The following is a 19,491-nucleotide window of genomic DNA, read 5'->3' as shown; positions in this document are numbered from 1 at the left end:
TGGATCGCTGCTGGTCGCCATCACTTTCGTGTGCTGGATGTTCACGTTAACAAGCGGCGTTTCAATCTTTGCCTTGGTGATTGGTGGACTGGTCGCTGCGCCGTACTTGTTGATTTGGCTTGCCTGCCGAAGCCTCCGGTTTTGGGCTGCGCGTCTCGTGATCGTGGTCGCTCTTGTCGGCTGCTGCTTGCTGGGCATCTATGCGTTTAGCACGGTGGATGATGATGCCCAAGGAGGGCTCAATCTCGTCTTTGGACCTATTTATCAACTCATTGGCGTTTTTGTTTTGTTAACTTTGGCTGCCGTGATCGACCACGTTTGGAAAAGGCATTCAGCACGATCTTTGCTGAGACAGGACGTTGAAACAGCAGGTTAGAATATCGAACAGTTGGCGAACGTTTCTTCCTCCGAGCGACCCTGACCGTTACTGACGCTTCATCTCCTTTTCTGATTGAAAACTCTACTTACCAATGCCGCAAATTCGTCAACTATTCGATGCTGACTGGCCGAAAACCTGGGAAGTAATCGAGCCCGTGTTTCGCGACGGGGAGACTTACCCTTATCCGCGTGACATCACGATGGATGATGCGTATGACATTTGGGTATCGGTCCCGTCAAAGACGTTTCTCGCGGTGGATGGTGCGGGTTCGATTGTCGGAACCTACTACCTGAAACCCAATCAGCCTGGCCAAGGATCGCATGTGTGCAACTGCGGGTACATCGTCTCTCCCGAAGCACGCGGACTCGGCATTGCATCGGCGATGTGCCAGCACTCGCAGCGGGAAGCGATTGCGGAGGGATTTCGGGCGATGCAATACAATTTGGTTGTCGCGACAAATACCGGTGCGATTCGACTGTGGCAGAAACTTGGGTTCGATATAGCCGGAACGCTTCCAAACGCGTTTGATCATCCGCAGTCGGGATTCGTCGATGCACACATCATGTACAAACAACTCGTTTGATGTAGGCGATCGAAAAAGTGCTACATTCTGAAAACGCCATCATCGCGTGGTAGGATTGACAGTTCCGACTGTTCGCTGCTTTCACTCAAGGAACCGAAGATGAGGCGGCGAATTGTCCAAGCAGTGTCTATGACATGACAACTACTCCTCGCCTGCGACGAAAATCCTCTTAAAGCTTCGGTCACGAAATGTTTGTTGGGTCCCTTTGCATTTGAGGAGCTGGGACCTGTTTCTCGATCAATTGACTAACGTCTCATGAAATGGTTCCGCTATCGACTGAGGACTCTGTTTGTCGCGACATTGGTTGCCGCAACGTTTTTCTCGTATTTGATTTCCAGGAACAATCGCGATCAACGGCGACTGGAAGTGATCCGAAGTTCGTTTGTCGATTGGACGAAAAACACGGAACTAGGTGAAGGGAAGATCCACTCCTATTTGCACCTCAATCGCGACGTTGCACCAGAGTCGGTTTCACAGATTCGAGGCAAACAGACTTTCGTCGTCTCCAACGCCGTTACAGTCCATCTGCCCACCAAGCTTGTGCATGACGCGGGAACAATATCGTCAGACAAGAATCGGTTCTACTTGCTGCCGGCAAAGAAATGGGTTTCATCCCCGCAAGAGGTGCTCGAAGAATGGGAGATATGGCGTGACAAAGCGTTTTAAACTCTCATGACAAAATGGCTCTACGATGTATGTGTCACATGTTCTCTCCAAGATCGACGTAGAGCTTCGTTCAGTCGCCCCTCTACTCAAGGCAAGAAGTCCGACGATGAATGCAAAATTCGTGATGTGCAGTATGGTACTTCTGCTCGCAGCGTCGAGTCACGACGGTGTAGCAGATGACGCAACGAACCCGAAGACGACCATTCATCCTGAACTGATAGAGGTTCGCAATCTCACCGGGCTTGGCTGGGATCGATCGATGTTGGAGAGCATTCACGGAGATCGACATCCGAAGGTGGTCGCTCTCGATCAGCGAATTCGTCGAACTGAGTTGTTTACCAGAGAAGACTCGCCCCACCCGGTCCCGACCATTCTTGGTAAGGTCGATCGAGAAGTTGAAAGCACTGCGGACGGTAGTGAACGCGCGTTTGACCGAATTGCAGGACCAAAGTTCCAATACCGATTGATCGTACTGGGCAGGTCCGCAGAAGTCTTTCGGCCATCAAACCGTTCCAGTCAGCGTCATTACTTCACGTAGAACAGGAACAAATTCCCGATCGGCTCACATAGCAGGCTGTTGATTTAGTCGCATACCGAATGACAATCATTAGCCGTTTGGCGTTAGCCACGGTTGGCGTCTAATCAGCTGGCGCTAACGCGGTCCAGCTCAATAAATCAACAGCCCGATAGTCGTGCCTGATCATTCCTGCCAAACAACTTTAGCGATCGATCAATCCACACACCGTTGCCGAAGTATCGGCAGCGCGACTTTGTTAATCTCATGAGCCTTGTGTACCGGTGAGCCGCAGATGAAACGATGCGGTGACGCTCGGTGATTTATCTGGTCCTTCAACATGCATCGGGAACTGAATGACGACAGATTGTTCGACGCCGAACCGATTGGGTATTTCGCATTTGATGATGCTGACCACCGGCATCGGAATTGCCTTTTTTGTGTCGCGAGGCATTGAGCATCTTCGGTTCCCTGCCGACGCGCACTACTACAACCTTGCATCGCCTTCGAATGTCGATGCGTTGGGGATGTTCATCGCGTCGATCTACGGTCTTTGCGTCACGATGTTTGTGATTGCAATTCGAGATCGAGACTTTTGGTCCAGCCCGGGCAAGACGCTCGCCTTGCTTTTCGCAACGATGTGCGTTCTCAACTGGAGCTTGGAAATCATCGCAGCAACCGTCACGCATGTTCGCATGCAGAACGATCTCGCCTTCGGCACCAACGACCACCGGGGATTTGTTATTGGTATTTGGTACCGTGATTTTGCCGCCAGCGTTGGATACGTCGCTTGCCTACCAGTCTTGCTGTGGGTTGTTCTTAAGACCAGAACTCAACCCGTTGCCTGGCGAATTGCGTGGATAGGTTTTCTAATCTTCGCGTTGCTGATCATCGGTGACCTGCATTTCGGTTTTCGCAACCAAGTTGGATTGACGCTACGGCCTTGGTACTTCGAAATCGCGATCGGAATTCCAATCTGCTTGCTGATGCTAGCCGTCGCTGATTCGTTCGCTCGTCGCAGACCGATGGATTGGTGGACGGTGTTGACCGCGATTCCGGTTGCATCGGTTTGGTGCATCGGGATCGCGATCAGACTACTCGCGTAACTCTGCTTTCAGGACGAGGCGCGAGCAGGTGTTGCCGTGTTGGTGCGACTTTGACGAAGACGCACGATACGGCGAAGGATTCGGTTTGATTCGACGCTGTTGCACGGGCGAAAATCAACTGTTTCAGCGGCGACGTTTTTGATCGACCGACTTGGAACTCCATCGTACGCGTTGGCAAACTCGACGTTGCGAGTTGGCTTAGCGGCGGAAGACGAAGAAGGATCCGTTGTCAGCAACGTTGAAGAGAGGGTTCCGGTAGCGTTGCTTTGGTCCGGTGACGCCTGGACGGAATGCGAAGCCGATTGACAAGTTCCAACCTTCGGCTTCGTTTGCATCCAATGCGGTATCGTCGCCGGGGCTAAAGTAAGCTGAGCCAACCAGCAGCGACCAATTGGTTTGCAAAGGAATCTCCATCTCGCTGCCCCAGATAAAGTGTTCTTCGCTGGTGCCGCCAAGGAACGCAGTCATGTGTCCCGTCGTTCCCATCGCTCGGCGATAGAACGCCCGGTACTGGTCAACCGGTTCGATGGTCTCTGAACTGGTGAAGCCCCCCGCATTCGTCGTCACGACTTGATCGGTGACTCCGGCCATGAACTGGAACCCGAACTCGTGACATGCGGAGACCTTCCAGCTCAACTCGCCGCGCAATTGCAGCAAGTCACTTTGGTAGTACCAATCTTGGTTCAAGTAGTCGACGACCAACCCGTATTGCAGGCCGTAGTCGACTCGACGAAAGAAGCCGCCGGTCACAAAGACTTGGTGCATCCGTCCGCTGGTGAACTCTTCGCCGTCTAGATTGGTTTGAGTCGCACGCACACCAAGTTGGGCGGAAAGATCCAAACCCAACCAATTGCGGAGATCGCGACCTTCGTTGAAACCTTGGTAGTAACCAAAGCTGCCGCTGCCACCGCGAGGTTGGCCGGTCGCGTCCAATGCGGGGTAGTTCAACGGCGACTTGAACGCCTGCGATCCGGCGAAGAACGAAAAGCGGCTCCAGTCGACTCGCAAGATTGGCAGGAACAATGGGAAGCAATCGATTTCGGCTCCGCCACACATTCCATCGCATCCGCCATCGCAAAAGCCACTGTCGCAGCCCGACATCAGATCGCCGCTGCACGCATCGCAACTGCAGACGCCGTATTCCTCCAGCCCACACCCGACTTCGAGTCCGCAGCTGGCTTCCATCCCGCACCCGGGCCCGCCCAGCACACCTGCCGCGGAGCATTCGGCGCAATCGCAACCGCCGTCCAAGTAGCCGACTTGCTTGACCGATCCGTTTGCTGGTCGCGAAACCAATGTGGGCTTGCGATTTGAAGCCACTTGGTTGCGCTGAACCGACTGGGTGTTACCTTGAGGCGACCATCCGGAGTGGGTCGTCGAAGATCGCTTCACGCCCGTGTTTCCCTGTGAAACGGGCCGGCTGCGAATCAATTGGTCCGCTGCATCGGCTTGAGCCAACGTCAACGACGCAGTCGCACCAACGAAACAGGCGAACAGGCACAACAATCGACGGGGAATGGTTATCATGAGACGTCATTGCCGGAATTGGGACATGGAACTTCTTACTTATCGGACGTCATAACCCTCCTCATGAATAAATCTTGCCCAACCCGAATTTTCGATTCCATCTTCCCAAACAACCACTACGGCTCGCGAACGTGTTTCACGATCCTGGGTAAAGATCGCTTTGGGAGCGTGCGAAATTTGTTGATCGCTGCGATCGTTTCGGGAACCATCCTGCAGGCTCATACAGCGACATCTCAGGATGCGACGGAGACCGAAGCCGCTGCCGCGGATACCACAGCGACCGAAGCCAAACCCGAGACCTACCCGGACGACTTTTGGACAGAAGCCGAAAGCCCCGTCTACCCGCGCGGCGCGGTGATGTCGGAGGACAAGCTGTTTGTGCTTGATTCAGATGCTCCCGGCGTTTGGACGGTGCCATGGCCGGCAACCCAGGCGGCCAAACCCGAGCGTTTCGTGACCGGTTCGCGCTACCTTCGCAAAACGATGAATCGCCCCTACAGCGCCACGCCTCACCCCGGTGGTGGCGTTTTGGTTGGTGATTCGGCAACACGTGAGATTTACCATGTGACGCCCAATTCCGATGCTCCCGGAGGTCAAGATGCCAAACCGCTCAATGGTGGATTCCTGGGGATCCCAATGGCCTTGGTGGTTTCACCGGACGGCAAAACGATTTATGTGGGTGATGCCGAACGTCGCGCGACATTCGCATTGCCCATCGAAGGTGGTGAGCCCGAACTGATCGTACGCGTGAACGCTCGCGGATTGGTCTTCGACGAAGAAGGTGCCCTGTACGCCGTCACGCCTGACGCCGATGCGGTCGTGAAGATCAACGTCACAGAGAAAACCAGCGAACCGGTTGTCACGGATCGCCCTTACGGTTTCCCCGGCGGGATCGCTTGGCACGACGGCACGGGTTTTGTCTCCGATGTTTACGGCAAATGCATTTGGCAATTCTCGGCCGATGGCAAAACCGAAAAATGGTTCGACGAAGAACTGTTGCTCGGCCCAGTTGGGTTGAGTGCGACAGCCGACGCGGTCATCGTTTCCGATCCCAAAGCCAAGCAGGTATACCGAATCGATCGCGAATCGAAAGAAGTCACCAAGCTGCTCGCAGAGTGATCCAAGAACCAATCCTCCGACCGTACGATGGACTTCCAAGTCCGTCGAATACACCAACGGAACCTACGGCGTAAGCGAAAGCAAAGACCAGTCCTATCCTCAGGAAGGCCCCATCCGGGGCGACCTTTTGCTTTTCGCCACCGGTTTCGGGGCTCCCGCCCCGAGCTACTGACGATGGCCCCATCCGGGGCAAGTTTGACGTGACAACATCTCCGTACGATGGACTTCCAAGTCCGTCGAACTCGCCAACGAAACCCACGCGTAAACGCAGTCCCATCCCCACGGCAGCCCCATCCGGGGCGACGTCAATGATTGCCGCTCTCGTCGTGTGAAGATCGAATCACAGCTCTGACATCTACCCGCCGTTCACTCTTGAGTGAACGGTTCCGGTTCGATTTCGGGCAGAGGACTGTCATCGCGGGCGAAGAACATCAGGTGTTGCCAAGGCAAACCGTTGTATTCGCGGACAAGCTTCAAATCGGAGGCTTTGTATTCCTGCATGATCTGCGACTTCGACATCTTGTGCAGCGGTTTGATTGGAACGGCCGGATCTTCCGCTCGGTATTCCAGCAAAGCAATCACGCCATCGGATTTGAGCGATTGGCGGATCGCCCACAACATGGATTCCGGATGCGAAAACTCGTGGTAAACGTCAACCAAAAGAACCAAGTCGACTTTTCCGGCGGGCAATTTCGGATCGTCAATTGCACCGAGGATCGGCTGGATGTTGTCCAGCTTAGCGCGAGCGGCGTTCCGCTGAAGCATCTGCAACATCTCACGTTGGATGTCGACAGCCAACACTTGGCCGTCGAGCGATTTAGATTCGTCGTCCGCAACCTTTGCATCGTCGGAATCTGCCTCCGAAGCATCAGCGCCGGATGGATCTGACGGTGCCTTGATCGCCACGGCACGAGCCATCGGGATCGTCCAGTAGCCGTTGCCGCACCCGAGATCGACGACCGTCATCCCGGGTTTCAATCCCAAGCGGTCAAAGGATTCGCCGGCCTTCTCCTCGTCGTCTCGTTCCGGGCGAACCAACCATGCGGCACCGCGGTGCGACATCGGCTGTGCGACGATCCGGCCCATGTAAGTTCGGCGAGCTTCTTCCTTGGGACGCGACTTTTCGTTTTGGCGAGCGACATCGGTTTTCGCCTCGGTCGCCACCGCGTCAGTCGCAAACGCGTTTCCGGTGTGGATGGTTGCCGAACCGATCAACATCCAAAGTGCGAGCCAAGTGGAGAAACGCATGGTGCTTTTTCGCAGAGTGATAGGAAGGAGCTTCGCGTTCGATTTCAATCAGTCCTCGTCGCTGAGAGCCAATTCGAACTTGGGTTGGAACGCGTTCTCGAAATCATAGACGTCGTCAAAGTCTTCTCGGCGATCCGATTCGCTTTTCCGCATCTGTTCGATACGGATCAAGTTGTAAACCAATTCGCCGAAGTCGCCGGTTCGCCGCAGGCCCCAATTTTCGAGCACCATTTGGGCCAAGTAACCGAACTGGTCGATGGCGTACAAACGGCACGCTTCGCAAAGCTGTTGCCCGGTCAAGTGACGAGGCGCATCGCTGTTGGGGTCATCGGAAGGACCGAACCCGAGTGGCCCAATGGCATCCAGATTCTCGTGAGCGTACTGCAACGCTTCGCGAATGAATTGATACGCCTCGAGTTTGTATCGAGTGTCGTCTCGCAGGAGGTCCTGCATCGCTTTGACAGGAGATGGCATGGCGAAGGATCGAGGAAAAGAAAAGGAAGTGATTCGAGTGGGTTCAGCGTTTACGTTGTTTAGTGGGTTCCCCGGAACCCCGCTTCGTCACGCTGACAACGTCACCCGCAGGAATCATAACGCGTCGATGGTCATCGGTCTTGACCACCAATTGCCCAGCCAAGATGTCTTGGGCGAGAACCTTGGCGGATCCATCACGGGTCAGAATTTCGCTGCCGATTGGGGGGAGCTCCTCTGCCATTTCCTCGTAGGTTTCGAATTCGTAACGCAGGCAACATTTTAATCGCCCGCATCGCCCTGAGATTTTTGCCGGGTCCAAAGAGGCTCGCTGCAGTTTTGCCATTTTCATCGAAACCGGCGGCATCTTGCTGAGAAAACGGCTGCAGCAAACTTTTTGCCCACAATCGCCGTAGTCTGCCAGCAACTTCGCCTCGTCCCGGATACCGATTTGACGCATTTCGATGCGTGTTTGGAATTCGCGTCCGACCAATTTAACCAGTTCGCGAAAATCGACTCGGCCATCAGCAACGAAGTAAACGATCACGCGTTCGCCGCCGAGCATTCGTTCGACGTCGATCACCTGCATCGGCAGTTTCAGCTGGTTGACGCATTTCTTGGCCGCCAGCAGATCTTTGCGAGTCATCTCTGACATTTGCGACCAATCACCTCGATCCGTCGCATCGAGTCGGCGAATGATTTTCCCTTGAACCGGCTCCGAGTTGCCTTTCGAAGGAACCAGCTCGACCGCTTCGTTGGTTGCCTCGCACAACACGGTGGCGATCTCGGTGCCGCGATCGCTGCGGATCACGACCTCATCGCCATACCGAAAACACTCGGTCGCGGTCATCACTCCCATCAACCTCATCGAGCCATATCGGCACACGTACCCGTCGCGGGGCACGGTCGGCCGATTCGTATCGGCATCATTCGTTGGGGAGGTCGAGGAGTTAATGAGTCGGTCCGTCGGTGGTGATGCAAATGGGATGTCCCAATTGTACGCGATCAGACGGGCTCGCCTAGATTTGGAGTTCGGCAATCGCGTGAAAGCCCAACGCCCCGGATCGAACTTGGCGAATAGGCGGCAAACCGATACGCAGAGAGGTATTCGATCAAAGGAATGCCGCCGTCAGCCAGTTTGCTCATCCGAGAACATTTCGAACGCGGACGAGCAATCGCAAACGCTCGGCTACTTGCGAGCGTGCTTGAGTGCCAGCAAGCAATAAGCGGTGACGAGTTGGCGATCGCCTTCCATCCAACGCTCGGCTTCACGGTTCACCCAAGATCCATCTTCTTGTTGCTCGGCTTCGAGTTTGTTGATGAGGTCCATTCGCCAATCTCGCGGCCCAGCGTCGGTTGACTCAACGACTTCCAGTCCAGCCACATCCAACGCTTTGGCAAACGTGTGGTAGTAGTAGTATTGACCCTGAGCACCCATGCCGGGGTTGTTGTCCAACGTGTAGTGATTGCGGATGAAATCCAATGCGGCGTTGACTCGCGGGTCTTCGGGAGTCAATCCCGCATAGATCATGCTTTTCAAGCCGGCGTAGGTCATCGAGCCATAACTTCGCAAACCGCCGTCTGCCGACTCACCAGCTTTGCTTTGACCACCAGCGGCGGGTGTGTAGTAGAAACCACCGTCACCAATTTTGTCGGCATGTTCGGTATCGTTGCCGTGCTGAGTCAGATTCTGAGTGCGGCTGACAAACATGAGAGCCTTCTGAATCGATTCGTCTTGAGGATCGGTTCCCAGATCATGAAGTGCTTCGATCAGGAACGCGGTGTTCGACAAATCGGGACGCGAATGGCTTCCATAACCGGCTCCGCCATACGCGGTGTCGCCTGGTTCGGCACCTTCCTCTTCATCCCACTGGATGTCTTTCAAAAAGTTCTTTGCCCGTTCAAGTTGGCTGTCGAACCGGCCATCTTTGTTGGCTTTGTTCAAAGCCATCGCGGCGGTGGTGGTTTCGTAATTCCGATGCTTCGATCCGGTCGCGTATATGCCACCGTCCGGTTGGACTTTTGATTCCAAGTACTTGATCGCTTTCGCAATCACCGGGTCAGCAGAAACGGCTTCGGGCCGATGTTCTAAGATCGCTCGCACACACAACCCCGTGACGGCGGCTCCGGTTTCACCACTGAACGCACCTTCGTCACTCTGACCGCGAGTGCGCAAGAATTCGATTCCCCGATCGACCATTTGATCGATCCGTTGATCAGCCGTCCGCGTGTCCTTGGTTGCGGCTTCTTGCGCCATCAATGGCGACGTTGCCAAGCCCGATACGCAAACCGCGGATGCGACCAACAACCCCAAAGCGGTCGAAACGAAGGTGCGAGTGGACATTTGAAAGATCCAATCCAATTGCATGTTGGGTTTCCTACGAAGGTTTGTCTATTGAGATTTTTTGAACGCGAATGCGGTCGCGACATAGTCTGTTGAACGCGGCCCATATGAACTGGCCGAACAACCTATTGTCGCTGGTCGCCGTTGTTCGATCAATCGTATTCCCTTCCAACCGATGGATGGAAATAGCGTCACCCTTGGCGGTTTCTTCACCGCGTGGGTGATTTTCCTGAGTCATCGACAGTACGAGACATTGATCCGGCCCAATGGCGACCGCGGTCGTCACCAGTGCAACGGTCATGCCCAAGCAGACGAGAAAAGGCTTCAGCGTTTGACGCAGCGATAAACAAACGCCGGCGGCATGTTTCGCCAAACCGTGGGACTTCGGTGCACCTCGGTGAAAGCCCCTCGAAGCTTCTTCGAAAAACGCTGGCCCGCGGGCAACACGACGCCTTGCCAGTACGCAAAGGTCGCGAACTGACCACCGGGAGCCAGCACGTCCAGGGTGGCTTCCAGAATGCTGGTTTGCAAACTGTCGGGAAACGATGCCCAAGGCAAACCGCAAATGATCGCGTGAACCTGGTCAATCTGATTGTCTCGGCAAAGATTCGCGACTGATTCTGCCGAATCCTCCACCACATTGACTTGCGGGCAACGAGCGCGGGTGATCGCGGCCAACTCAGGCGACCGCTCGATCGCAAAGAATTTCGCGTCTTCGTGCAATTGGTTCTGAATGGCCTCGGTGAAGACGCCGGTCCCGGGCCCAAACTCAACGACTCCACGAGCGGTTTCCCAGTCAAACCACTCGACCATTCGCTTCACCAAACCTGGGCTACTGGGCCAGACCGCCCCCACCTGGTTCGGGTTTCGAGCGAAATTTTTGACGAACGTCCATGCACCACCGCGCGGAACTTCGGGACAATCTGGCGTGTCTTGTGAAAGCGACGAGGAAGATTCCGAAGTCATGCAATTTTTCGCGTGAAAAACAAATGTAGAATTTGCACTACGATAGTGGTCTGGAACCGCCGTGACTATCTCGCTCATCTCATTCTCCCATGCGTTCACCCAGCCAATCCATTCAAGACGGTCGTCGGGTGGACGAGATCAACATGACACCGATGATCGATGTCGTGTTTCTGTTGATCATTTTCTTCCTGGTATCAAGTCACTTGGCTCGCCAAGAAAACCGGCACGCGGTCGATCTGCCATCCGCCCAGTCGTCGATCGAAAGTGATCCGAACGCGGCTCCAATCAATCTGACAATGGATTCGTCACATCAGTTGTGGTTGGGGGCGACCCAAGTCGACCTGGATGAGATGATCACTCGGCTCAGCCAAACCAAATCGATCGTTGAGACGCCCGTTCGATTGCGGGTCGACCAAAGCGTGGCGTATCGGTTTGTTGAACCGGTGCTGCATCGTATCAACCGAATCGGCATCCGAGATTTATCGATCGCGACACTGCCATCATCGAACCGGTCGGGAGCGTCTCGATGAAGCGTCCCGCCATCCAAAGCAATTCGCAACAGAGCGTCGGCATGACGTCGATGATCGATGTCGTTTTTCTGCTGCTGGTATTCTTTGTCTGGACCAGTAGTTTCGATGCACCCGAGCAAGACATGCCGGGCGGGTTGGCAGTTGCCGCGGAGTCGTCGTCTGTTTCGTCGCAGAAACTGCCTCCCGAACAGACGAATGATATTCCGATGGAGGAGTTGATCCTGAAGATCGAAAGCACCGGTTCCAAGTCGGTGCGTTATGTCCTGGGGACGACGCAGTTCAATTCCGTGATTTCATTGCGGGAACGGTTGGATGCGATCGCGGAACTAGGAATCTCACCGCCAGTGATTGTTGATCCGGACGGCGACGTCTCGATGGCGATCACTGTTGCGACCGTCGACTTGGTTCGATTGGCTGGACTCGACCGAGTTCACTTGGCCGTTTCAGCTGACCGTTCATCCAGTCTGGTGAACAACTCGACGGCGGAGCCCACCGCGCCATGAGTTTCCGGCTAAAACAACTGAACTTCGTCGTGGTTGCTACCTGCCTACCAGCGATGCTGTTGGCCACGGTGGGCTTGGCTCAAACGACATCCGATGCAACAAACACGAACTCGGCAAATCGCACATCGCGATTGGTCGATACGAGTTCCGGTGACAGCCATGTGCAGTCCACTCGAAACGATTTAATCGAAGTCATCGCGAGACCGATCCCCGATGACAAACTCTCGCTTCTGCTGACCAACGTTGGCGAAGCCGATGGGAGGCTCGAGGCTCAGCTGAATGAGCTGCAATCATCCGAGTCGCCTCGTGAAGTGAGTTTGCTATGGCTTTCCCGGGTCGAACTGGCGGTGCTCAAATCCGAACTGTTCGCCGAAGGAAGCGGCGACGGGGTCGCATCAGCCGCCGAGGCGGTCAAGATCGCGGAAGCGGCATTGTCGGCTTTGCCCTCAGGGGGAATCGCTCGCGCGGAAGTCTTGCGATTGCTCGCCGAGGCTCATCTTCGACAAGGTGACGCGAGATCGGCGGCCGCTGTCCTTCGTGAATCTGCGGGCGCGGTCGTAACAACCTCAGAATCAAGTTCGTCATCCGAATCCGTCCGGGCTTTGCGCATCCGAGTCGCACTGTCGGCCGGTGACATGGAAACGGCGAATAACATGCTTGATGCCGTCTACGGAAGCGATCCAACGGCGGCCAACGTTGGCGTCGCAATGGATCTGGTTCGGCTGCGCTATCTGTTGTTACAAAAAGACGAACAAGCAATCGCCGATTGGTTGGAAATCATTCGCAAACGGCATGGAGTCAACGCGAAAGATCGGGCGGACACCATCGTCGCTCAAACTCGTCTGCAATCAGGAATGGATTCCGCCAATCCGCCGGGCGACGGATCCGATCCGCGGCTGTGGATCGCTGATGCGATGTACTACCTTCGGCGCGGCCAATCCATGCAAGCAGCGTTGCACTTTGCAAAAGCCGCCGTCTCTGATGAGGTCGCCACCCGAAGTGTTGACTCAGCGATGAAAGCGGCGGCGATCCTATCGCGGCATTCCAACGCGAAAGCGGCGATCGAGTTGCTTCATCGGATCAGCCAACGACACCCCAACTCGACAAGCTCCGCGGATGCGTTGCTGCAGGCGGCCACCATCGGTCAAGCCGCGGGAACGACGGTTGCCACCGATGCCGATGTCGAAGCAATGCTGATCCAGATCACACAACAATGGCCGGAGTCCCAATCCGCTTTCGCCGCGACGCGTTGGCGAATGGCTTGGGCGGAACGGCAATCGGAATGGCTTGAGGCAGCGAAGATCTCCGTTCAGTTTGTCGATGTTCACTGGGCAGATGAATCATCGGGTGATTCGGTGCGAACCCAGGCGATTCGATCTTGGGCAAATGCTTGGATTCACCAACCAAGTCCCAATATTATCGCGGCAATGCACCAAGCGTTTCAGGGACACAACGCGACAAAGACGGCTCGGCATACTCACGCGGACCTGACCGTCTTGCTCGCGGAAAAGTCCGATGCCCTGTGGAGCGAACTGCAAAAAGAAACGAGCGATGGGTTCTTTCAGCAACTCGCGTCTTTCCGTCAAAACCAAACGGATCTGATCGAGGCGTCGCCGCCTGCTGATGTGAATGACGCTTTGGCGATGCGTCTGGAATTGGACGTGGTTCAGAATCCGGTTCGACGAGTCGATGTCGGGCGCTACCTGCTGTCGCTTCCGTCAGACAGAGAATTCCCGACCGATCTCCAGCGTGCCGGTTGGCTCATTTGGGCCGGCCAACGCGATGCGGCGGAAACGTTGATCGCGACCGAATTGCAACAATCACCATCCGGCGCGGATGAATGGTGCCGGAGAGCCGCGACGTCGTACGCAGTCTCCCAGTCCAAATCGGATCAGAAGCACGCTGCGCGATGGTGGAAGCGACTGGCGGACGGACTCCCTCAAGGTGACCCAAGTTGGCATTCAGCGATGATTGGTTGGATTCAAGCCGTTGCCGCGTCCGGTGATCCAGACAAGGCGAGGGCATCCGCAAAAATGGTGTTGCTGACGATCCCACCAACTGACCGAATGACCCGGGACGCATACGAACGCCTTTCGCAGCAGTGATTTCATCTGGGTACAACGCACGGCACCGAATCCGAGAGATCATTCATTCCAAGCGACGCAATCAGATTTCTTCGTCTACAAAGATGATGTGGCGAAAGTAGTGTTGCGATTCGAAGCTGGTTCCCAGTGCACCGATCATCAGCCCCAGCGATGCACTGAACGTCGACATCGAGAAACGTTCCGCCCATCCAATCTGCGACGCTGGTTGCGACAAAGATGCAGCCCACTCGGCGATGAGATTGGGCCCAAACAAAAGTCCAGCGATCGCCAAGGCAGCGACCGTGAGTGTCAACCAAGTCACCAACATTCCGGCGAAGACAATTCCAATCGCGGACAGGTTCGTGACAACCATTTGTTCGCTTTGTCGTGTGCGATTTGGAACGATCAATTGCTGACGAAACACGACGTAAGTGGTGGTGCCAATCCAGGACACGACAACCAAGCCAGTGGTGCTGGCAAAACTTTGCGACAATGCCAAGTCCCACGATTCCGCGGTCAGCAGCAACACGACCAAGGTGGACACGGCCGCCAAGGTCAGCCCGCTCAGCCGCCGCGGGAATTGCCAGGGTCGCGCCGCGAAGATCGCTTGCCATATTTCCCGAGCATTGATGACCGCCGATCGCAACATGAAATTGATCCACGTCGTTGAGCTGCCTGAACGTTCCTCTAAACGTTGATCGGCAATTTCGACAAGTGCCGAGATTTGTTGTTCCACTTGGGAATCAGTGAGTTCTTCCATCTCATCGAGTTGCTCTGCTGACGAAGGATGAAACAGAAGGTTCGTCGGGTTGGAATCGCGAACAAGACCGAGCAAATGCGAGAGTGCATGCAACATCAATCGACTCAATCGATTGGCAATGGTTGCGATTCGCAGTTCCGATTCCGCATCTCGTCCGATCGCACGCGGGTCGATCAGCGACAGCGAGAAAACGGCAGAATCCCATGGCCGACTGAGCGCCGCGAAGCAATGGTGCGAGTAGTGACTCTCGAGTTCTGCGGCGGTGATCGCGAACGCGAAATCCCAGTGCTGTTCGTCTCGTTCGTTCAACGCTTGTTGCAACAACGCACTCGGCGCGGTTCGCTTTGACGCGACCGATTCCGGACGCCGCGTCGTTTTGACTTCCCATCGGAAGTCCGGAAAACGAACTCTCAAAAATTCGCGAAACTGATCGAGTCCGCGACGCACCGCGGCTTCGTCCACCGCGTCGAGTGTTCCCGTGACGATCACGCCAATTTCGACGAGTCGATCGCTCACGGACATTCGTCTCCGGTTGGAAGCTTTCGCCACGCCCTCGGTGGCAGCGAGGCTTCGTTTGGAATGAGTGCAATCATCAAGAGAAAAATGCCAACGACGATGTGATTTTGGTGAGCAGGAGTCGGTGGCAGGACCGCGAAGCGTCCCCAAACAATCAATCCAATCGAAACCAAAAGAATCAACAAATGAGCATGACGCGTTGGATGCCAGTAAGACAAACCGGACAGCACACAGATCAACAGAGCGACTCCGAGATCGCCCCATAGCAAATTCGGATCAGATTGCACGCTAAACACGAACGGGCTGACTGCTAACCAAACCGCCGTCATGATTTCGATCACTCGTCCCCACATCAGCGCACCTCACGCGAAAGTAGTTGTTCACCGGCCGCATCCAGTTTTTCTGAGCGAACGCCCCACACTGCATCCCAAAGCAAACGCTTATCGTGATGCTCTGCCCAAACAATACGCAAGTAAGCCAACGACACACGGACTTCATCCCACGCCCAGTAAACGAGCACCAACGAGATCGCCGCGGTCACCAAACACAGAAAGCACCATTCCCCGACAATGAATGCTTGGCAAATCACCAAAATCACACTCACGATACCAAGCGGAATCACATCGATGCCGAACAAAATCACCAACCAAGGACGATACTGCCATCGTCTGGTTGATCCAGCGAATCCCAGAATCGCGTCACCGAGATAGGCCAACACACCCAGGGAAGCATCATGGATGCCAAGGATGCCGTACATCGTTTTGGCGGTGTCCGACGTGAGCACATCGTTGCTGCTGTTGCCGAACACCGGGTCGTAAGAACTCTCGATCAATCCCCACTGATACAACGAAAGATGGGCTGAGATCGCTGCGGCGACGAATGCCAACAAACAAATCGGAATCCGCTGACTCCAGGCCGACGGATTGTGCTTGTAAGGCGGAACGTTTCGGTTCAGATCGTCTACCGGAATGGTCACTTTCGACATCACTTCAACCCATTCTTTCGATACCAAGTCTCAGGGTCTGACTTCAGCTGTCTGGTTATCGTCGACAGTGTCTCCGAAAGGCTGTGTTGCGGTTCCCAATCCAGCAACTCTTTGGCCCGCGAGATGTCCAGTGCATAGTGATCGTCGGCCATGTCGATCATGAACGGTTTGATGAACGAGTCGCCGCGTTGGACCACGTCCGTCACCGCCGCTCCGACTTTCGCGAGCGCGGATGGAACATAGTGCGTTGACCATTCTTTGCCGTGAAGTTCCCTTCCGATTCGATCTTGGAGTGTTTGATACGAAAGCGGATCCCGCTCGCCAATCAAAATGGCTGTTTTGGCTTCGATGTCAGATCGTCGTTCAACCGTCCGAACGATCGCCTCGACCGTGTCGTCCAAATGCACCGCTGATTGGCCGGCATCTGTGTCACCCGGGAAGAAGTGACCTTGGAAGTCCTTTTCGTAGATGCGTTTGATTTGTTGTACGAGAGTCGGTTGCCGCCCATAATCCGTGTAAACGCCACCAATTCGCAGGAAAACGGAGCGGACGTTCGGGTGCCCCTCCCGAATCAGTCGTTCGGTTTCCAGTTTGCTTTGAGGATACGGCCACTTGGCCTGAAGCGGATCGTCTTCGCGAATTCGTTCGCCTATTTCACATGGCTTGTGGATGAGCATGGTGCTGGTGAAAACGAACTGCTCGTACTCGAAGTCCTCGAGTTGATTGAGAAGCCGATCGGTTCCGTTGACAGTGACCTTCTCGTACAAATCGCTGTCTTCGCCGGAGAAGTCATAGTAAGCCGCCATATGAACGACACTGGCCAGCCGACCACCGGTCAGTTCGTGCACCTTTTCCATCGCAGCTCGAACCGACACAGAGTCAGCCATGTCGCACTGGATGTCGCGAACGAAATCATGTAGCTTCGGTGGTTCAGGGAGACCGACTCGATCAAACCCGAAGACTTGATAGCCAGCTTCAGCGAGCCGCAAGCAGACCGGATACCCCAGCATTCCCGTGCTGCCAGTCACGATCACGGCGGGTCGCTGACTTGTGGTTGGTTGTTCAGACATGATGCTCCTACCAACTGAGTAGATGTCGTCGATTCAGATGCGAGACCCGCAAGCGACATGCCAAAACGTTCAGCGCGATGAGTAAGACTCCGGCAATCTACAACGACGAGTTGGAGTGATAAGAGCGTGAGTGGACGACCTCGCATTACGGCAATGTCAATCATTGCCCACACGGCGATTTGCAGGCCCCCTTCCGCCCGACAAGTTCGCACCGGCCGATTCGTTGCCCAATTCAGTGCGATCCGAAATGTGCGCAAAAATCGGCTAACAGGCTGTTGATTTATTGAACCGCACCGCGTTCGCGGCGGTTGACTAGACGCCAACCGGGGCTAACGCCCAACGGCTAATGATTGTCATTCGGTATGCGACTAAATCAACAGGCTGCTAAGTTTGGTCCCGCCGGAACAGACCAAAGATGTGGTGCTTGCGGATACAGCCATGATGCCACAACGAGCAAGTGGCACGCCGTATGCGTCTCACGGGACGTGCAGTGTTGTTGGCCGGATCGTCCCTGCATTTCTCGTCATCAGTCGTCGGCGTCTTGGCAGACGACGCCTTTGAAACGAAACGTCACGGGACGAAGCCAAACAACTCTCCTCGACTTCCAGTTCACATCCATGACTGATTGGCTGCAACAACAAACACCTGTGCTACAAGCCTTGTTGGCTGGCATTTTCACATGGGTACTCACGGCACTCGGCGCGGCCGTGGTGTTCGGTTTGACCAATGTGCCTCGCAAACTATTCGACGCGATGCTTGGGTTTGCCGGCGGCGTGATGCTGGCCGCCAGCTACTGGAGTCTGCTTGCTCCGTCGATCGAGGCCGCTGCAGAACAAGGATGGCCGAGTTGGTTGCCTGCCGCGGTCGGCTTCTTAATTGGCGGCGCGTTTCTGTACGGCTTGGACCGCGGACTGCCTCACCTGCACCGTGGCATGCCAACCGAATCTGCAGAAGGTCCCAAGACAGCTTGGCAGAGAAGCGTTCTGTTGATCGCAGCGATCACGCTCCACAACATTCCAGAAGGACTCGCGGTGGGCGTCGCGTTTGGCAGCGCGTCCGCCGGCATTGAATCGGCCACGCTGAGCGGTGCAACCGCGTTGGCAATTGGGATTGGTCTTCAGAATCTTCCCGAGGGCATCGCGGTTGCGGTGCCGCTACGAGGCGAAGGAATGAGTCGCATGAAATCTTGGCTGATCGCCCAAGCTTCCGCGATCGTCGAACCAATTGCCGCGGTGCTTGGTGCGGCAATCGTTGTCTACGCAGCACCGGTGCTTCCGTTTGCCTTGAGCTTTGCCGCTGGGGCGATGGTTTATGTCGTGGTTGAAGAACTCATTCCCGAGACGCATCAAGAAGGCAACGAAGATTTGGCAACGCTCTGCCTCACGCTGGGGTTCACCGTGATGATGATTCTCGATGTGTCACTGGGATAGTGCAACAAACGGACGGAGGCTCGAAGCCGTTGCTCAGAATTGAAGATACCGTCCGTTTCGTTATGAGCTCGGTCCAAGTTTGCAAGCCAGTTGCATAGCCTCAGCGGATTGGTTTCGGAAACGATTGAACCGTCGATGCAAAACCGGCCACGCAATTTTCGCGGCCAGGGTGTTCGGTCGAAAGAATGCTGCGACTTCGTAATCCACATGATCTTCCCGATCGATCTCGATCGAAAACCGCTCCTCGCCCTGCTCCGGGTGTTCCGTCAGTGTCCCGACCGAGAACCCGAAGCGGCGGCACTCCCCGTCTTGCTCGCCGTAGACATCAACGATCCGGTCAAAAGCGACCGCCCAAACGCCAAAAATGCGAACTCGAATTGCGATCGTGTTACCAACCGTGATCGACGTGTCCGAGGGTATTGCTTCCACCCACCCAACATCGAACTGACGCCAATTTCCGAGTGCTTCCTTCGCTCTGTCGAAGACTTCCTGCCCCCGTCCCAATCGAACTCGATGGTGGTGGTGTTCATAACCACTGGGGAATTCACAGAGGCTCGCCCCCACATCGGGATAGTTAAACGGCGACCGCGATTGCTCGGCAATTTTCTGCAGAAGCTCTTGATGGGATGGCTTGGTCAAACTGAACAATGGGACCTCGGCAATAACACGTGTTGCAATGTTCACTGCGAA

At 55.2% G+C, this 19,491-nt stretch carries 21 protein-coding genes; 9 read left to right on the top strand and 12 right to left on the bottom strand.

Going from position 1 to position 19,491, the window contains the following annotated elements:
• Positions 1 to 61 precede the first annotated feature (61 nt).
• On the bottom strand, positions 62 to 232 hold the full coding sequence (locus tag RB_RS27860; RefSeq protein ID WP_193427767.1) for a hypothetical protein: 171 nt from the start codon (positions 230 to 232) through the stop codon (positions 62 to 64).
• 238 nt (positions 233 to 470) lie between these two features.
• On the opposite strand from RB_RS27860, the gene RB_RS05785 reads away from it, so the two are divergent.
• The 4 genes from RB_RS05785 to RB_RS05770 all read left to right on the top strand — a co-directional run bounded on the left by RB_RS05785 (position 471) and on the right by RB_RS05770 (position 3,248).
• The gene (locus RB_RS05785) at positions 471 to 962 is read left to right on the top strand and encodes a GNAT family N-acetyltransferase (RefSeq protein WP_011119093.1); all 492 of its coding nucleotides are present in this window, start codon (positions 471 to 473) and stop codon (positions 960 to 962) included.
• A gap of 255 nt (positions 963 to 1,217) precedes the next feature.
• Entirely contained in the window at positions 1,218 to 1,628 is a 411-nt protein-coding gene (locus tag RB_RS05780; protein ID WP_011119091.1) for a hypothetical protein, read from the top strand.
• Between the two features lie 106 nt (positions 1,629 to 1,734).
• The gene (locus tag RB_RS05775) at positions 1,735 to 2,166 is read left to right on the top strand and encodes a hypothetical protein (protein WP_011119090.1); all 432 of its coding nucleotides are present in this window, start codon (positions 1,735 to 1,737) and stop codon (positions 2,164 to 2,166) included.
• Between the two features lie 332 nt (positions 2,167 to 2,498).
• Positions 2,499 to 3,248: a hypothetical protein gene (locus tag RB_RS05770; RefSeq protein ID WP_011119087.1), complete on the top strand. Its 750-nt coding sequence runs from the start codon at positions 2,499 to 2,501 to the stop codon at positions 3,246 to 3,248.
• Positions 3,249 to 3,446: 198 nt separating this feature from the next.
• Here the strand turns inward: RB_RS05770 and RB_RS05765 are convergent, their stop codons facing one another.
• The gene (locus RB_RS05765; RefSeq protein WP_011119085.1) at positions 3,447 to 4,775 is read right to left on the bottom strand and encodes a DUF6666 family protein; all 1,329 of its coding nucleotides are present in this window, start codon (positions 4,773 to 4,775) and stop codon (positions 3,447 to 3,449) included.
• A 63-nt stretch (positions 4,776 to 4,838) separates the two neighbouring features.
• Here RB_RS05765 and RB_RS05760 point away from each other — a divergent pair, with 63 nt between their 5' ends.
• Positions 4,839 to 5,894 (top strand): hypothetical protein, encoded by a 1,056-nt coding sequence (locus tag RB_RS05760; protein WP_231846257.1) that lies wholly within the window; start codon positions 4,839 to 4,841, stop codon positions 5,892 to 5,894.
• Positions 5,895 to 6,260: 366 nt separating this feature from the next.
• Here the strand turns inward: RB_RS05760 and RB_RS05755 are convergent, their stop codons facing one another.
• From RB_RS05755 to RB_RS05735, 5 genes are all read right to left on the bottom strand, one after another.
• The gene (locus RB_RS05755; protein ID WP_231846256.1) at positions 6,261 to 7,142 is read right to left on the bottom strand and encodes a class I SAM-dependent methyltransferase; all 882 of its coding nucleotides are present in this window, start codon (positions 7,140 to 7,142) and stop codon (positions 6,261 to 6,263) included.
• Positions 7,143 to 7,190: 48 nt separating this feature from the next.
• Positions 7,191 to 7,616: a Minf_1886 family protein gene (locus RB_RS05750; protein WP_007329952.1), complete on the bottom strand. Its 426-nt coding sequence runs from the start codon at positions 7,614 to 7,616 to the stop codon at positions 7,191 to 7,193.
• A 43-nt stretch (positions 7,617 to 7,659) separates the two neighbouring features.
• Positions 7,660 to 8,481, bottom strand: coding sequence for a PSP1 domain-containing protein (locus tag RB_RS05745; protein WP_164922736.1), 822 nt, complete (start codon positions 8,479 to 8,481; stop codon positions 7,660 to 7,662).
• 321 nt (positions 8,482 to 8,802) lie between these two features.
• Positions 8,803 to 9,981: a prenyltransferase/squalene oxidase repeat-containing protein gene (locus tag RB_RS05740; RefSeq protein WP_011119080.1), complete on the bottom strand. Its 1,179-nt coding sequence runs from the start codon at positions 9,979 to 9,981 to the stop codon at positions 8,803 to 8,805.
• Positions 9,982 to 10,281: 300 nt separating this feature from the next.
• Positions 10,282 to 10,923: a class I SAM-dependent methyltransferase gene (locus RB_RS05735; protein WP_164921582.1), complete on the bottom strand. Its 642-nt coding sequence runs from the start codon at positions 10,921 to 10,923 to the stop codon at positions 10,282 to 10,284.
• 89 nt (positions 10,924 to 11,012) lie between these two features.
• On the opposite strand from RB_RS05735, the gene RB_RS05730 reads away from it, so the two are divergent.
• The 3 genes from RB_RS05730 to RB_RS05720 are packed head-to-tail and all read left to right on the top strand — an operon-like array spanning position 11,013 to position 14,061.
• Positions 11,013 to 11,453 (top strand): ExbD/TolR family protein, encoded by a 441-nt coding sequence (locus tag RB_RS05730; RefSeq protein ID WP_011119077.1) that lies wholly within the window; start codon positions 11,013 to 11,015, stop codon positions 11,451 to 11,453.
• Entirely contained in the window at positions 11,450 to 11,956 is a 507-nt protein-coding gene (locus RB_RS05725) for a biopolymer transporter ExbD (protein ID WP_011119076.1), read from the top strand. Before RB_RS05730 ends, RB_RS05725 begins: the two co-directional genes overlap by 4 nt.
• A complete protein-coding gene (locus RB_RS05720; protein ID WP_011119075.1) occupies positions 11,953 to 14,061 on the top strand; it encodes a tetratricopeptide repeat protein in 2,109 nt (702 codons plus the stop codon). Before RB_RS05725 ends, RB_RS05720 begins: the two co-directional genes overlap by 4 nt.
• A gap of 61 nt (positions 14,062 to 14,122) precedes the next feature.
• Here the strand turns inward: RB_RS05720 and RB_RS05715 are convergent, their stop codons facing one another.
• Genes RB_RS05715 through RB_RS05700 form a run of 4 tightly spaced genes read right to left on the bottom strand, consistent with a single transcriptional unit; the run spans position 14,123 to position 17,371 of the window.
• Entirely contained in the window at positions 14,123 to 15,322 is a 1,200-nt protein-coding gene (locus RB_RS05715) for an ATP synthase subunit alpha (RefSeq protein ID WP_011119074.1), read from the bottom strand.
• Positions 15,313 to 15,669 (bottom strand): SPW repeat domain-containing protein, encoded by a 357-nt coding sequence (locus tag RB_RS05710; protein ID WP_011119073.1) that lies wholly within the window; start codon positions 15,667 to 15,669, stop codon positions 15,313 to 15,315. The genes RB_RS05715 and RB_RS05710 overlap by 10 nt, the downstream gene beginning before the upstream one ends.
• On the bottom strand, positions 15,669 to 16,301 hold the full coding sequence (locus tag RB_RS05705) for a vitamin K epoxide reductase family protein (RefSeq protein WP_164921580.1): 633 nt from the start codon (positions 16,299 to 16,301) through the stop codon (positions 15,669 to 15,671). The genes RB_RS05710 and RB_RS05705 overlap by 1 nt, the downstream gene beginning before the upstream one ends.
• The gene (locus tag RB_RS05700; RefSeq protein WP_011119071.1) at positions 16,301 to 17,371 is read right to left on the bottom strand and encodes an NAD-dependent epimerase/dehydratase family protein; all 1,071 of its coding nucleotides are present in this window, start codon (positions 17,369 to 17,371) and stop codon (positions 16,301 to 16,303) included. Before RB_RS05700 ends, RB_RS05705 begins: the two co-directional genes overlap by 1 nt.
• 617 nt (positions 17,372 to 17,988) lie before the next feature.
• Here RB_RS05700 and RB_RS05695 point away from each other — a divergent pair.
• Positions 17,989 to 18,801, top strand: a complete 813-nt coding sequence (locus RB_RS05695) for a ZIP family metal transporter (RefSeq protein WP_164921579.1) — start codon at positions 17,989 to 17,991, stop codon at positions 18,799 to 18,801.
• Positions 18,802 to 18,861: 60 nt separating this feature from the next.
• Here RB_RS05695 and RB_RS05690 read toward each other — a convergent pair whose 3' ends face one another.
• The gene (locus RB_RS05690) at positions 18,862 to 19,365 is read right to left on the bottom strand and encodes a DUF1990 family protein (protein WP_231846540.1); all 504 of its coding nucleotides are present in this window, start codon (positions 19,363 to 19,365) and stop codon (positions 18,862 to 18,864) included.
• Between the last annotated feature and the right edge of the window lie 126 nt (positions 19,366 to 19,491).

Origin of the sequence: Rhodopirellula baltica SH 1, assembly GCF_000196115.1 — a bacterium.
Classification (GTDB): domain Bacteria; phylum Planctomycetota; class Planctomycetia; order Pirellulales; family Pirellulaceae; genus Rhodopirellula; species Rhodopirellula baltica.
This window is presented reverse-complemented; position numbering and strand designations above follow the sequence as displayed.

What these genes read in the sequence shown, in the direction of transcription:
- RB_RS05785 (WP_011119093.1), top strand. Translation starts at nt 471, where the DNA reads ATGCCGCAAATTCGTCAACTATTCGATGCTGACTGGCCGAAAACCTGG.
- RB_RS05780 (WP_011119091.1), top strand. Translation starts at nt 1,218, where the DNA reads ATGAAATGGTTCCGCTATCGACTGAGGACTCTGTTTGTCGCGACATTG.
- RB_RS05775 (WP_011119090.1), top strand. Translation starts at nt 1,735, where the DNA reads ATGAATGCAAAATTCGTGATGTGCAGTATGGTACTTCTGCTCGCAGCG.
- RB_RS05770 (WP_011119087.1), top strand. Translation starts at nt 2,499, where the DNA reads ATGACGACAGATTGTTCGACGCCGAACCGATTGGGTATTTCGCATTTG.
- RB_RS05765 (WP_011119085.1), bottom strand. Translation starts at nt 4,775, where the DNA reads ATGATAACCATTCCCCGTCGATTGTTGTGCCTGTTCGCCTGTTTCGTT.
- RB_RS05760 (WP_231846257.1), top strand. Translation starts at nt 4,839, where the DNA reads ATGAATAAATCTTGCCCAACCCGAATTTTCGATTCCATCTTCCCAAAC.
- RB_RS05755 (WP_231846256.1), bottom strand. Translation starts at nt 7,142, where the DNA reads ATGCGTTTCTCCACTTGGCTCGCACTTTGGATGTTGATCGGTTCGGCA.
- RB_RS05750 (WP_007329952.1), bottom strand. Translation starts at nt 7,616, where the DNA reads ATGCCATCTCCTGTCAAAGCGATGCAGGACCTCCTGCGAGACGACACT.
- RB_RS05745 (WP_164922736.1), bottom strand. Translation starts at nt 8,481, where the DNA reads ATGAGGTTGATGGGAGTGATGACCGCGACCGAGTGTTTTCGGTATGGC.
- RB_RS05740 (WP_011119080.1), bottom strand. Translation starts at nt 9,981, where the DNA reads ATGCAATTGGATTGGATCTTTCAAATGTCCACTCGCACCTTCGTTTCG.
- RB_RS05735 (WP_164921582.1), bottom strand. Translation starts at nt 10,923, where the DNA reads ATGACTTCGGAATCTTCCTCGTCGCTTTCACAAGACACGCCAGATTGT.
- RB_RS05730 (WP_011119077.1), top strand. Translation starts at nt 11,013, where the DNA reads ATGCGTTCACCCAGCCAATCCATTCAAGACGGTCGTCGGGTGGACGAG.
- RB_RS05725 (WP_011119076.1), top strand. Translation starts at nt 11,450, where the DNA reads ATGAAGCGTCCCGCCATCCAAAGCAATTCGCAACAGAGCGTCGGCATG.
- RB_RS05720 (WP_011119075.1), top strand. Translation starts at nt 11,953, where the DNA reads ATGAGTTTCCGGCTAAAACAACTGAACTTCGTCGTGGTTGCTACCTGC.
- RB_RS05715 (WP_011119074.1), bottom strand. Translation starts at nt 15,322, where the DNA reads ATGTCCGTGAGCGATCGACTCGTCGAAATTGGCGTGATCGTCACGGGA.
- RB_RS05710 (WP_011119073.1), bottom strand. Translation starts at nt 15,669, where the DNA reads ATGTGGGGACGAGTGATCGAAATCATGACGGCGGTTTGGTTAGCAGTC.
- RB_RS05705 (WP_164921580.1), bottom strand. Translation starts at nt 16,301, where the DNA reads ATGTCGAAAGTGACCATTCCGGTAGACGATCTGAACCGAAACGTTCCG.
- RB_RS05700 (WP_011119071.1), bottom strand. Translation starts at nt 17,371, where the DNA reads ATGTCTGAACAACCAACCACAAGTCAGCGACCCGCCGTGATCGTGACT.
- RB_RS05695 (WP_164921579.1), top strand. Translation starts at nt 17,989, where the DNA reads ATGACTGATTGGCTGCAACAACAAACACCTGTGCTACAAGCCTTGTTG.